12 protein-coding genes are annotated in these 11,901 nt (G+C 68.9%); 4 read left to right on the top strand and 8 right to left on the bottom strand.

Annotated features, from left to right (window positions below; all coding sequences use genetic code 11):
* Positions 1-152: 152 nt before the first annotated feature.
* On the bottom strand, positions 153-884 hold the full coding sequence (locus tag ACFYSC_RS12080) for a hypothetical protein (RefSeq protein ID WP_389960209.1): 732 nt from the start codon (positions 882-884) through the stop codon (positions 153-155).
* 193 nt (positions 885-1,077) lie between these two features.
* Here ACFYSC_RS12080 and ACFYSC_RS12075 point away from each other — a divergent pair, with 193 nt between their 5' ends.
* Positions 1,078-3,060, top strand: coding sequence for a DUF6571 family protein (locus ACFYSC_RS12075; RefSeq protein WP_389960207.1), 1,983 nt, complete (start codon positions 1,078-1,080; stop codon positions 3,058-3,060).
* Position 3,061: 1 nt separating this feature from the next.
* Here the strand turns inward: ACFYSC_RS12075 and ACFYSC_RS12070 are convergent, their stop codons facing one another.
* On the bottom strand, positions 3,062-3,469 hold the full coding sequence (locus tag ACFYSC_RS12070; RefSeq protein WP_389960205.1) for a hypothetical protein: 408 nt from the start codon (positions 3,467-3,469) through the stop codon (positions 3,062-3,064).
* A gap of 126 nt (positions 3,470-3,595) precedes the next feature.
* Between ACFYSC_RS12070 and ACFYSC_RS12065 the strand changes: the two genes are divergently transcribed.
* Entirely contained in the window at positions 3,596-3,886 is a 291-nt protein-coding gene (locus ACFYSC_RS12065; protein WP_389960203.1) for a hypothetical protein, read from the top strand.
* Here ACFYSC_RS12065 and ACFYSC_RS12060 read toward each other — a convergent pair.
* On the bottom strand, positions 3,869-4,483 hold the full coding sequence (locus tag ACFYSC_RS12060; RefSeq protein ID WP_389960201.1) for a hypothetical protein: 615 nt from the start codon (positions 4,481-4,483) through the stop codon (positions 3,869-3,871). The two genes, ACFYSC_RS12065 and ACFYSC_RS12060, sit on opposite strands and share 18 nt — an antisense overlap.
* Positions 4,416-5,081 (bottom strand): DUF433 domain-containing protein, encoded by a 666-nt coding sequence (locus ACFYSC_RS12055; RefSeq protein WP_362932277.1) that lies wholly within the window; start codon positions 5,079-5,081, stop codon positions 4,416-4,418. Before ACFYSC_RS12055 ends, ACFYSC_RS12060 begins: the two co-directional genes overlap by 68 nt.
* Before the next feature lie 273 nt (positions 5,082-5,354).
* On the opposite strand from ACFYSC_RS12055, the gene ACFYSC_RS12050 reads away from it, so the two are divergent.
* Positions 5,355-5,552, top strand: a complete 198-nt coding sequence (locus ACFYSC_RS12050; protein WP_389960198.1) for a hypothetical protein — start codon at positions 5,355-5,357, stop codon at positions 5,550-5,552.
* Between the two features lie 39 nt (positions 5,553-5,591).
* Here ACFYSC_RS12050 and ACFYSC_RS12045 read toward each other — a convergent pair whose 3' ends face one another.
* The gene (locus ACFYSC_RS12045) at positions 5,592-5,900 is read right to left on the bottom strand and encodes an NIPSNAP family protein (RefSeq protein ID WP_179824508.1); all 309 of its coding nucleotides are present in this window, start codon (positions 5,898-5,900) and stop codon (positions 5,592-5,594) included.
* 379 nt (positions 5,901-6,279) lie between these two features.
* Between ACFYSC_RS12045 and rox the strand changes: the two genes are divergently transcribed.
* On the top strand, positions 6,280-7,710 hold the full coding sequence (gene rox, locus ACFYSC_RS12040) for a rifampin monooxygenase (protein WP_389960196.1): 1,431 nt from the start codon (positions 6,280-6,282) through the stop codon (positions 7,708-7,710).
* 61 nt (positions 7,711-7,771) lie between these two features.
* Here rox and ACFYSC_RS12035 read toward each other — a convergent pair whose 3' ends face one another.
* The 3 genes from ACFYSC_RS12035 to ACFYSC_RS12025 form a co-directional block, all read right to left on the bottom strand.
* A complete protein-coding gene (locus ACFYSC_RS12035) occupies positions 7,772-8,068 on the bottom strand; it encodes a hypothetical protein (protein ID WP_389960194.1) in 297 nt (98 codons plus the stop codon).
* Between the two features lie 350 nt (positions 8,069-8,418).
* The gene (locus tag ACFYSC_RS12030) at positions 8,419-9,654 is read right to left on the bottom strand and encodes an McrC family protein (RefSeq protein WP_389960192.1); all 1,236 of its coding nucleotides are present in this window, start codon (positions 9,652-9,654) and stop codon (positions 8,419-8,421) included.
* Entirely contained in the window at positions 9,651-11,663 is a 2,013-nt protein-coding gene (locus ACFYSC_RS12025) for an AAA family ATPase (RefSeq protein WP_389960190.1), read from the bottom strand. The genes ACFYSC_RS12030 and ACFYSC_RS12025 overlap by 4 nt, the downstream gene beginning before the upstream one ends.
* Positions 11,664-11,901: the final 238 nt, after the last annotated feature.

Raw genomic sequence — 11,901 nt, 5'->3', positions numbered from 1 at the left:
CGCGTGCGGCTCGTCTCCGGGGCGCGGCACGAGGCCGCGGACCGGCGGAAGGCTCATGAACCCTCGGGCAGGCATCCGGAGGCCGGGCACGAGGAACCCGTCCCACCAGCCGGACGGCGGCCCTAAACGACAGGATCTCCGAGGCCGGGGCATCACCATCTGTCGAGGGAACCGAGCAGCATCCAGGCGGGAACGCCGACGAAGAGGGCGCACACCACGATGTCGACGACCAGGGCGACCCCGGTGTCCATGCCGTAGGCCAGGACGCCCGTCGCCATCTGCACCGGCACGATGCTCATGAACGTCCAGACGAAGGCGCGCCAGAAGAGCATGAAGAACCCGTCCCACCAGCCGAACAGCAGCCCCCACAGCAGGATCCCGAGGCCGAAAAAGGCCAGGATCAGCCAGTTGCCGAGCGTTCCGCTCGCCTCCGGCGCGAACCGCGCCGTCTCGCCCGACGCGTCCACGCCGACGACCTGCCCGCGCCAGAGACGCAGCGTGGCCGGCTGTCCCTCCTTCGCCTTCTCGTAGAGGCCCGGCGACACGTCGCGGCTCTGCCGGGAGCCTCCGGCCCGCCGCCAGGTGACCTCGAAGTGGGTGGTCGTGTCCGTACTCGTGGTGCCGTCGCCGTTGGTGCGCGTCGTCGTCGTGGTGTAGGTGCGCCGGCCGACGATGGAGACCGGCTCCCTGGCGAAACAGGCGCCGCCCCTCTCCTCGCACGCCACGACCTCGCGGAACTCCCGGGTCTGCCGGTACGGCCCGCCGGCCGCGGTGAGCGCCGCCACGACCACCCCCAGCCCCAGCAGGACCACGAGCCATCGCGCGGGAGAACGTCCGGGCGGCGAGACGCGAGCCGACGGTCGTCTGTAGCGACGGAACCTCATGTGCGATCCCCATGGTCGTCATTCACGGATGGTGTCCGATCCCGCTCTCCAGGGTGCTCTCTCACGACTCGCGGCGGGGCGATTCGGGAAAGGAAGCCGCCCGGCGGGCAGTGAGTTCGCATCATTCACCCTCAGCCCACCTTTATCGAGTTAAGGTGAAAAATCCGAAATAAAGGGATGAGCGGGAGGGCCGATGGCGTCCGGAACGGGGCCCCTGTCACCGGACTTCACCGGAATCGACCCCGAGCTGATGGAGGGCTTCGTCACCGCGCTGGAACGCGGCCGGGACGTCATCGGCGAGCAGTCCGAACGGATCCACCGGCTCCTCGTCACGGCGCAGGTACCCGCCGCCGGCCTCCAGCCGATCAGGGAGATCGGCGGCTGGATCGACGACGAACTGCCGAAGCTGCGCAAGCGCAACGAGACCATCAAGGCGAGCGACGCCTTCGCCCCCTGGCTGCCCGGCGCGCGGACGCCCGGCTCCAAACTGGTCGGCTACGACGAGGGGAAGATCCTCTCCCCCGCGGAGGCACAGAAGCAGGGGACGGCGCTGGGCAAGCGCTTCCTGGCCATCGAGCCGCGAAGTTTCTTCTCGTTCGGCAACCCCTCCTCCAACGCGTACATGAAGGCCGTCAAGGAACTGGCCGACCACAAGGACGACGCCGACTACACCGCCGCGTTCTTCGCCGCTCTCGGCACGGAGGGCACCGTACGGCTGCCCGCCCTGCTGCGGGAGAACCTGGACACCGCCGACTTCCAGGCGCCCGCCGGCCCTCCCCGCCCCGACGACGAGGTGCTCCGGACGGTGAGTCAGGCATTCGGCACCGCGGTCACCGGAGGATCACGCGTCCCGGGCTTCGCGAAGATCAAAGAGGAGATCCGCAGCACCGCCGCCGGGGCCGGAGCGGGCCTGATACTGAGCGCGGGGAAGTTTCCCGCCGAGTGGCTCCGGGACGTGGTGCTGAATCACGGCTTCGCCGACCCCAAGAAGATCAACACCGGGTTCCTCTACGCCCTGGGCAACAACCCGGCCGCGGCGCGGCAGGCCGTCGCGGCGGTGACCGGGCCGTACGGAAAGGACCAGACGAAGCTCAAGACGTTCCTGAAGTCACTGAACGAGCGCGCCGGCGGCCTGTACGCCGGTGGAGAGGACAGAGCCGACGCCTTCGGACGCATGCTGGCCGCCGCCTCGGGCGCCTACGACGAGGAGGACGGCAGGCACAGCCAGGAGTCGGCGGCGTTCGCCTACACCGTGATGACGATGCTCGACGATCTCAAGCTCGGTGACGGAGCCCGCGTCCACCTGGCCGAGATCGCCGGCGCGTACCCCACCGAGATCACCGAGGGCGCGAACATCGGCGACGCGAACATGGCGGAGCCCAGCGCGCTGAAGCCCTCGACCTCGGTCTTCGGCCTGAAGTCCGCCTTCACACTGAGCCCGAAGGACACCCACCGCTTCCTCAAGCTCTTCGCCGACTCCCCGGAGAACCTCAAACCGTTCGACGAGGGCATGGGACGGTTCTCCCAGAAGGTGATCGCCGACGCCTCGGCGAAGACCCGGAAGACCGGGGACGTCGAGCACCTGGACCGGGTGTTCACCACCCTGGGCAACGTGCGCGGCTTCGAACTGGCGGCCGTCGAGAAGGTCCAGGGCAACCTCGACACGATCGACAAGCAGCGGGACGACCTGGTTGGGTTCATCCGCGACACCGCCATCGGGACGACGAGCATCTTCGCCGCGCCCACTCTGACCGCCGACTTCGCCTGGCTGGCCCTGAGCACCACGTTCGCCGCCGACGGCGCCTTCGGCGACGAGGACGAGACCCGGGTCGATAAGGCCGACAAGCAGGACGCCATCGACACCCTCGGCCGCCAGCACACCTACGCGCAGATCCTGATGGCGAACGGCTTCACACCGAAGGTGACACCGGGCGAGTACCAGGCGCAGTGCCCGCCGGGGGTGGCGATCGCGGACAGGGACGGGGAACTGAGACCGTTCGAGGACCTGATGAAGCAGGGGAACAAGGGGCTGGAGGCGTTCGAGAAGTGGGCCGTCGCCAACGGCATGGGAAGCAAGGACGAATCTTCGTTGGGTCAGTTGTCCAGCCGGTATGCGGACGCGTTCGAGAGCCGCAACAAACGGGGCCGGGAACGCGCTCTTGCCTTCGACGGCTGATTCATGAGGTTGGAAGGCACTCTGTTTCGCCTCGCACCCCGTACTGTCCGCTACCCGGGGACTCCAGGATGATCATGGTCTTGTACTTATCGTTGGCGAGGCGGATGGGGGCATCACCATGGTCTTCGACAATGCGATAGGAGGCGACCCGGGATAGAGCCCCCAGCAAAAGGTCGTTGAGCATATCTGACCCCGTCCTCTCCACCGGATCCCTGCCAATGGCAGCGAACGTCCTCTTCGCTTTTTCCTCACCACAGGGAATATCGCGCCCACCCGAATCAGTGATTTTGACGTCCAAAGCATGGCGTTCCTTCATCAACTCCGTGATGTGGTTCTTGAGTGTCTCCCCCGCCTCCGCCGCCGTAGGCCCGCTCTCCCCGCACCCCGAAACCGTCACCAGCACCGTCACCGCGCACACCGCGACGCCGCGCCGTACAGAAAACGCCATTGATTCCTCCGGGGCTGGCCGATGTGCCGTAGATCCAATAATGTCCAATGAGGCCGCCGCCGTGTCCACGATCCACAAAGGGGATGTATGAATCCTCAAACCGGGGATCTGGTGCCCAACCCGCGGCGCCAGGTGCTGGAGCAGGCGCTGACCGAGGTCAGGGCGCGGGTCGCCATCCTGGAGGCGGCACTCGATCCGGCGCACGGGCAGTTCACCGGGCAGCCCGTGTGGGTGGGGCCGACGGCCCGGCGGTTCGCCGAGGACCTCACCGCCCGCCGGGTACGGCTCCGCCAGGCGGCCAGGGCGCTCCTCGAAGCACTCGAGGACGAGCTCCGTTCCGTCCCGGAGAAGGTCCCGCCCTCAGCTCTGCGGCACTGACGACCCATCAGACCGGAGTCCCCCGGTGTGCGGCGAGGAAGAGCAGCGTTCCGGCGGCTGAACCTTTTCGACCGCCATGACGATCATGTCGCTGTATGGAGCGCATCCGATGTTCTTCGAGCGCTGCGCTCGCTTCCTCTTCGCGGCTGGAGCCGCGTAAGGGACCAGCCCATTCACGGTCAGCCGCCATACGCCGGAGCGCCGCTGGCTGGCTTCACTACACATTCCTGACAGATTGCGGGCGATCAACTCCTTACGCTTCTCGATCCTCGACTCGCCGGACAGAAGGAATACCGCGACCCTGGCCCTGAGATACGCCTCGTATTCGTGCGGGCGCTCAAAGATACGGATGTCACACGCGATCACCAACCAGCCTCGCTGCCCGACCAGAGGCAACCAGCGCTCATCGGGAGCACCGAGCGCCTCATCACGCGAGCCGAACAGTTCCGCGGGAGTGTGAACCGGATAGCCCAGCCCGGCCAGCAGCTTACGGACGCTGCGACTGACGCTGTTCTCGTCGAGGTAGAACTCAGGCGGCGTGGCCCAGGAGGATGCGGGTGGCGGTCCTGACGTCGTCGAGGGTGACTCCGAGCTCATCGGCAATCACCTCTGGCTCCTCTCCGGCCTTCATCATCGCCGCCACCTCGGAGACCCGCGTGCGCGTCTCCGCGAACATCGGCTGCCCGAACGCCCGGAGCGGATCGATCACCACGTTCGACGGAAGACAGCTCCGCAGCCGCAGGCTCGCCGGGAACCCGTCCTCCGCGCGGACCACATAGTCCAGGTAGTCGGTGACGATCTCCCTGATGACGTGCTGACCCGTCCGAGCCTCGATGAGCCCCGCACCGGCCTTCGTACGCGAGAAGTCCCACAGCACGTCGATGCCATCCGTCGCCAGCTCGGGGGCGAGCAGGACGTACTCGTGACCGAACTCCCGCTGAAGTCGCTGAAGCGCGGGCCTGATCCTGTTCGGCTTCACGCCGGCCCGTTTGAGGGCATCCAGCACATACGCCTCGGCCATGGCGACGAACGGCACCGTCGCCTGCCGCGAGCCCCCGGAAGGAAGAATGTGCAGAAGCGGACGCCCTCGCTCGTAACCTCGGGCCCAGCGGTTGAAGGTCCGTTGCCGAATGTCGAGGAAGCGAGCGGCGTCGCTCTGGTTCAGCAGGCCTGTTCGAGTCCTGACGTCGTCCATGTCGCGCGCCTCCTCTCATCACTGTGCCTGTTGTCATCATCGCCGATCGGCCCATCATCGGACAGGGCGCCTCGCCATGGGACACGTGGAGACGAGAGGGAGGTGGAAGGACACTCGCCGTCCGGCCGCCGCGGACCCACGGCCCCGTGTGGGTCGCGAACGAGGCTTGCCAGGGGATCGTACTCGGCTTCACTCCTGGCAGGCGGCTGTTTCTCGCGAGGGCCGATCAGGAAAGCCCCGCCGCTCGTCTGATCTCACCGGAAGATGGCTGTAATGGCCCGGCCGAGACGGCATCGCATCCTGCTCCACTTCGACGGCCCGTCGTGGACGTACGAGAAGGCGCCCTGGGAGAACAACGACCCTGAGGTCATCGACATGGCCCGGGTCCCCGGGAGCGGCCGGTTGACCGCGGTCGGCGGGAACCCCTCCTTCGACGAGGACAGCGCCGGGTGGATCTGGATGAGGCACTGACCGGCCGTTCCGGACGGAGACGGCCCCGGCCGCAGGAGCTCACTCGGGGAGCAGCGGTCGCATGAAGGTGCGTTCGTAGCGGAGCACGCACCCGCTCTCGTCCCTGATCCGGTCCGCCTCGACGAAGTCGGGGTGGACGCCGAAGAGACCCCGGTACTCCTCGTACGCGGCGAGACTGGGGAAGCTGAACAGGGCGAGGGCCTTGTCGCTGGCGCCCTCCGACGGCAGGAAGTAGCCGTGGTGCGTGCCGCCGTGGAGATTGACCAGCTCGATCCAGCGGCGACCGAAACGCTCGAACGCGTCGATCTTCCGGGGGTCGATGACGTACTCGACGACACAGGTGATCATAAGACCATTTCTATCCTGCGCGACGGCCCGCCTCGGCGGCACGCGGAGCGGAACAGGCCGAAACCGACACCGTCGAAGGAGGAGGCCGTCCGTCACCGAGGACGAAAAAGGAAGGGAGGTCGAACACTCCCTTCCACTTTCAACTTATAGCTCAGCGGGGGGCTTGCGGCAAGACCCGGGTCATGCCGCAGAATCTCCGTCCGAAGCCATGACCCGCGGAAACAGGGCCCACCGAGTACGTGTGCTCCTGCCGGCCTCCGGGTCACGCGGCATGCCGGACCGGCGGTGGAACCGACGCCGCGGTCGCGGGGCTCCGGTGCGCGTACCTCCGGACCGTGCGGAGCGACTGGCTGAGATGCGACTTCGAATGGGGGATTTCGTGATCGATGTGATCATCGCCGGCGGTGGACCGACCGGTCTGATGCTGGCCGCCGAGTTGCGGCTGCACGGTGTACGCGTGGTCGTGGTGGAGAAGGAGCCGGAACCGGCGAAGTACGTCCGCGCGCTCGGTCTCCATGTGCGCAGCATCGAGGTGATGGACCAGCGCGGCCTGCTGGAGCGGTTCCTCGCGCACGGCAAGCAGTTCAGGATCGGCGGCTACTTCGCCGGGATCACCAAAGAGTGGCCGGATGGGCTGGACACCGCGCACTCGTACATCCTCGGCATCCCGCAGCCCGTCACCGAACGCCTGCTGACCGAGCGCGCCGCCGAGGTCGGCGTCGAGATCCGGCGCGGCTGCGAGCTGGTCGGGCTGAGCCAGGACGAGGACGGGGTGACCGCCGAACTGGCCGACGGCACGCGGCTGCGCTCGCGCTACCTCGTCGGCTGCGACGGCGGCCGCAGCACAGTGCGCAGACTGCTCGGCGTCGGCTTCCCCGGCGAGCCCTCCGAGAACGAGACGCTGCTGGGCGAGATGGAGCTGACCGAGGATCCGGAGACCATCGCCGCCGTCACGGCGGAGGTCCGCAAGACCCAGCTGCGGTTCGGCGCCGGGTTCCTCAAGGACAGCGGGGTGTACCGCGTCATCGTGCCCGCCGAGAAGGTGGCCGAGGACCGTACGGTCCCGCCGACCCTGGAGGAGTTCAAGCGGCAGCTGCGGGCCTTCGCCGGCACCGACTTCGGCGCGCACTCGCCGCGCTGGCTCTCCCGGTTCGGCGACGCCACCCGGCTGGCCGAGCGCTACCGGGTCGGCCGGGTGCTGCTGGCCGGCGACGCGGCGCACGTCCACCCCCCGATGGGCGGGCAGGGGCTCAACCTCGGCATCCAGGACGCGTTCAACCTCGGCTGGAAACTGGCCGCCCAGGTCAACGGCTGGGCGCCGGAAGACCTGCTGGACAGCTACCACGCCGAACGGCACCCGGTCGCCGCCGACGTGCTGGAGAACACCCGCGCGCAGGCCGTACTGATGTCCACCGAGCCGGGGCCCCAGGCACTGCGCCGGCTGCTGTCGGAGCTGATGGACTTCGAGGAGGTGAACCGGCGCATGATCGAGAAGATCACCGCGATCGGGGTCCGCTACGACTTCGGCGAGGGCCACGAGCTGCTCGGCCGCCGGCTGCGGGACGTGGAGCTGAAGCAAGGGCGTCTCTACGAGCTGATGCGCGGCGGCCGCGGACTGCTGCTCGACCGCACCGGCCGGCTCTCGGTCGCCGGGTGGGCGGACCGGGTCGACCACGTCATCGACGACGGTGAGGAGCCGGACGTGCCCGCGGCGCTGCTGCGACCGGACGGGCACGTGGCGTGGGTCGGCGAGGACCAGGAGGAGCTGTCCGCCCGGCTGTCCAGGTGGTTCGGCGCACCCGTCGGGTGAGACCGGGCGCTCACGGTTCAGTCCCGATGCGGGGGATGATCCGGCCGGGCAGTCATCGACGTCAACCCTGGCCGTGTCCGTTGATCAGCCAGCGGCCACCGGTTCGCTCCAGGAAGAACCGCTCGCTGTAGGGGCCGTCCTCCGTCGTGTAGAACTCGCACTGCTCGAAGGTGTAGCTCACCGGCACCCGCACACACCGCCGTATGTCCCCGCAACTCTCCACCTCGGGCTCGCCGACCTCCACGTCGGTCAGGCTGGTCCAGTTGGTGAAGCCGCTGTCCACACTCCCGAACTCGGCCTCGTACTGCGGACTGCGGACTGCGACGATCCCACATGGTCCGGCCGGTCCTGTCGTCATGGCCCGCCACGGCCTCCAGGTATCTCCGGACCACCTCGGCCGGAGATGCCTCCTCGGGTGGCGGCGCCACGCGATGCACCTCGGCCTTCCCCCCGCATGTTCCGCATCCGGACACCAAGCCGGAACCGAGCACGACGCAAACCGCGAGCGGCAACCCGATCCTCTTCATCACAACCCCCGGTCGTCGGCGGGCCCCCGGACGGCGTCCGCCGACGACCACTCTCGACAACCCCATTCCGGCGGCCCTGGCACTCGCCGGCCGGATCACCGGCGTCATCATCGGCCCGCACCATCTCAGCCGCCCTGTTCTGGGCGCCGCCATACCTGGTGCCTCCTCCTGACCCCGGCCGCTACGTCCGCCTCGGTGAGATCTCCGCCCGAAGACCAACGCCGGTCGGGGCTTCGCGGGCGATCGATCCCGCGAGCCGTTCGACGGCCGAGAGCAGCCCGATCGGCGGCAGGGTCAGGTCGAGGGCGTGCCGGACGATCTCGATGCCCGTGCCGCGCACCACGTGCCGGTGCGGCTCGGCCTCCCCCTCGGCGTACACCAGGTGGCCCCGGTCGAGGCCGAGCACCGTGCAGTACGCCAGCATCTGGTACAGGTCGGCGTTGTGGCCGTCGGGGCCGGTGGAGATCTTGTACTTGGCGTCCACCACCCCCGCCGGGACCTCCCGCCCGTCGGGACCGGCGGCGTAGCGCACCAGGTCGGGCCTGAGGCGGACCCGCTCGCCGTGGTCCAGGTGGTGACGGCGGTCCTGCGGATCGCAGCGCCCGCCGTACGGCCGCAGCGCCTCGGTCAGGGCCACCGTCACGAAGTCCTCGAACACCCGCCACATCTCCACGAGCAGGCCGTCCACCCGGACGGCGGTGCCGTCGTCGAGTTCGTAGGAGGCGCCGCGCAGTACGAGCTCTGCCAGCCCGAGCGCGGTGTGGTAGCGGGTGTTGAGCCGGCTGGGCCGCCAGACCGGCGCGGGCCGCCCCGGCACCGGCGGGGTGACGCCCGCCAGCCTGGCGATGACGTGCCGCAGCGTCCTGCGGGTCGGTACGGCGAGGCCCGGCAGCCGCAGCAGCCGCGCCGAGGCGGCCAGCAGCAGCCGGTTCTCGGCGATGTCGACGGTGTAGTCGTCGTAGCGGACCTCGACCGGCAGCGGCAGGCCGTACCGGCGGCGGAGCTGGTCGGCCTCGCGGATCCGGCCGCGGACGACCGGCAGCGCCTCCTCCGCCTCCCGGTATCCCTGGAGCACGCCCTGCCGCAGGGCGCGGTCGGCGGCCCTGGCGTAGGCGTGCGCCAGCGCGGGGAGCAGGTCGGGGTGCTCCCCGGCGTCCACCTCCTCCTGCCGCCAGCCGCCGAGCCGGCGGGCATATCCGAGGAGGAAGAAGACGCGGTCCACCGGGACCTTCGGGGCGATCCGCACCTCCACCCCGCCGATGACGGCCGCGCCGACGTAGCCGTTGTCGCGGACCCGCCACAGCCCGGCGTGCGGGCCAGGGGTCACCCGGACGGCCTTCGCCGCCGCCAAAGCCGCCGCCTGCCCGGCCGTCAGCTCGCACTCGACGGGTGGGTCCCCTTCCACCAGGCTGATCACGAAGCGGGCTCCCCCGCCGCCTCTCCCGGCTCCTGGTCGAGTCTGAGGGCCTTCCGCAGCGCGGGCAGGCCGTACCGCTGGGAGACGTCGACGCCGTCGCCGTAGTGGTGCTCCTCCAGCAGCGGCAGGATCTGCGTCCGCCAGACCCGCTCGAAGCCCCTGCCGTCCCGATGGATGCCCTCCCGCATGAGGTAGGAGGGGCCGATCTTGAAGTCGCGGTCGTCGATGCGGGCGTTGAGCTCGGCCAGGAGGCGGGCCGCGTCGTCCGGCAGGTCCCGCTCCCCGAGCCACCGGCCGAGCATCTCCCGGGTCGGCGTCTCCTCCGGATGCAGCTCGACGAACGCGAACCGGCGCCGCATGGCCGCGTCGACCAGGGCGATCGACCGGTCAGCGGTGTTCATCGTGCCGAGGATGACGAGGTTCTCCGGCAGGGTGAACGCCTGGCCTGTCCCCTCGGCGGAGGAGTAGAGCAGGTCGATGGCCCTCCTGCGGTACTCCAGCAGGAAGTACAGCTCCCCGAATATCTTCGCCAGGTTGCCGCGGTTGATCTCGTCGATGATCAGGACGTACGGTTCCTCGGGCCGCTGCCGGGCGGCGTCCACCAGGCGCAGCAGCGGTCCGGGCAGCGGCTTGAAGGTCACCCCCTGCCCGTCGGGGGTCTGCACCGGCCGGAACCCCTCGAAGAAGTCCTCGTAGGAGTAGGCCGGGTGGAACTGCACGAGCTTGACGTTCTCCGGCCTGCCGCCCGCCAGGAAGTGCGCGAGCTCCTGGGCGAGATAGGTCTTGCCGGTGCCAGGCGGCCCGTAGAAGACCAGCTGCGGACGGTCGCGGAGCAGCTCGACGCACTCCTGCAGCCAGTCACGGTCGACGAGCAGCGTCCTGGCCAGCTCGTCGTCGGCGTCGGGAAGCGTCATCCTCCGGGCGACCGGGGGTCTCGGCAGTTCCGGCCTGCTCAGCCGTTCCAGTTCCTCGGCGAACTCCGTCAGGTTCAGCACGTCATGCTGGGTCGCGAACTTCGCCGATATCTCGGCCCGCAGGTCGTCGGCGCGGTTCAGCGGCGACTCCGCGTTCAGCCAGGTGACCGTACGCCGCAGGTCGGAAAAACCGTCATCGTCGGGTTCGAACACCGGGCCTCCGGTGAGGTGACCCAGGTAGATCCTGTCCCCGTCCTCGGTGAGCACCAGGTCGTCCTCCCGCATCCGCGACAGGAACGCGTAGAACTCGGCCGTTTTCTTCACCCGCTCTCCGTAGGAGGCGTCCTCATAGTCCTCGTCCACGGCCGCCCGGACCGCTTCCTGGCTCACGCCCGGCGGCAGCTCACGCAGCCTGGCAGCCGGAAGCGAACAGTAGCCCTCCGCCAGCCAGTCCGGCACCAGGTTCCCGCCCCGCACGTTGGAGCCCCGGACGAACCAGGCGCGGCGCGAGCGCTCTGAGCCACCGGAATCCGCATCCGGGTTCGTGTCCGCGTCCTCGTCGAGGAGCTGGCGCAGGTCGGCGCCGGAGATCCGCCGCCCCGCCGGTGCCATGCCGAGTACGGCGTGCAGCCCCTCCTCGTCGAGCATCTTCTGCCAGGTCCTGCGCAGACGCTCGTCGGCGTGGGCGTCTTCCGGAATGCCGCCGTCCCGATCGAGCACTCGGTGCCAGCCCTCGGGCCGCTCCCCCTGAAGCCACCCGACCAGGTGGGGAGCGTCCACACCCGTCTGGGCCGCCAGGTCCTCGGCCGGGACCCAGTGCCCTACGGGTACGGCCTCCAGCAGGCGCTCGACAGCCTCGAATCTCTTCCTGTTCTTCTCCCAGTAGACATATCCGGTATGCGACTCGGCGACGAAAGAGGAAACGTCCCTATGCCGCTCGAGGGCGAGACTGCCGAGCGGGGTCAGGTACCAGCGGCCATGCGCCTTGGTGATCCAACCGGACTTCCCCAGGCCACCGCTCTTCCATCGGAGAGCCAGTTCCGGCGTATTACTCGCCACCCCTCCCTTGCTCCACTCCTGGGCCAGATCTGGCATCTGACTCTGAACCAGGAGCAAAATCTCATAAACAGGCAGGCCCTCGGGGTGATCGGCCAGAACCCGGGCGGCCATAAACAAGATCTGTCGGGTGAGCTCCGTCCGCGACGTCATAGCTGCAAGATCGGCAAATCCAACCTGATCATTACACCCGCAGCCGACGTCCCGACGGCCGGTTCACAGCCAACGGCATCCCGGGCCACCTGCGCTGTAACGCTCAGGCGGTACGGCGGATCCG

Source organism: Streptosporangium sp. NPDC004379, assembly GCF_042873875.1.
Taxonomy (GTDB): Bacteria; Actinomycetota; Actinomycetes; order Streptosporangiales; family Streptosporangiaceae; genus Streptosporangium.
The sequence above is the reverse complement of the archived record's forward strand: the minus strand, read 5'-3'. Positions and strand labels throughout refer to the sequence as shown.

Bases quoted from the DNA above. Each gene is read 5' to 3' on its own strand.
- ACFYSC_RS12065 (WP_389960203.1), top strand. From the start codon at position 3,596: ATGAATCCTCAAACCGGGGATCTGGTGCCCAACCCGCGGCGCCAGGTG.
- ACFYSC_RS12035 (WP_389960194.1), bottom strand. From the start codon at position 8,068: ATGACGACAGGACCGGCCGGACCATGTGGGATCGTCGCAGTCCGCAGT.
- ACFYSC_RS12045 (WP_179824508.1), bottom strand. From the start codon at position 5,900: ATGATCACCTGTGTCGTCGAGTACGTCATCGACCCCCGGAAGATCGAC.
- ACFYSC_RS12080 (WP_389960209.1), bottom strand. From the start codon at position 884: ATGAGGTTCCGTCGCTACAGACGACCGTCGGCTCGCGTCTCGCCGCCC.
- ACFYSC_RS12055 (WP_362932277.1), bottom strand. From the start codon at position 5,081: ATGGACGACGTCAGGACTCGAACAGGCCTGCTGAACCAGAGCGACGCC.
- ACFYSC_RS12060 (WP_389960201.1), bottom strand. From the start codon at position 4,483: ATGAGCTCGGAGTCACCCTCGACGACGTCAGGACCGCCACCCGCATCC.
- ACFYSC_RS12025 (WP_389960190.1), bottom strand. From the start codon at position 11,663: ATGCCAGATCTGGCCCAGGAGTGGAGCAAGGGAGGGGTGGCGAGTAAT.
- ACFYSC_RS12050 (WP_389960198.1), top strand. From the start codon at position 5,355: ATGGCCCGGCCGAGACGGCATCGCATCCTGCTCCACTTCGACGGCCCG.
- ACFYSC_RS12075 (WP_389960207.1), top strand. From the start codon at position 1,078: ATGGCGTCCGGAACGGGGCCCCTGTCACCGGACTTCACCGGAATCGAC.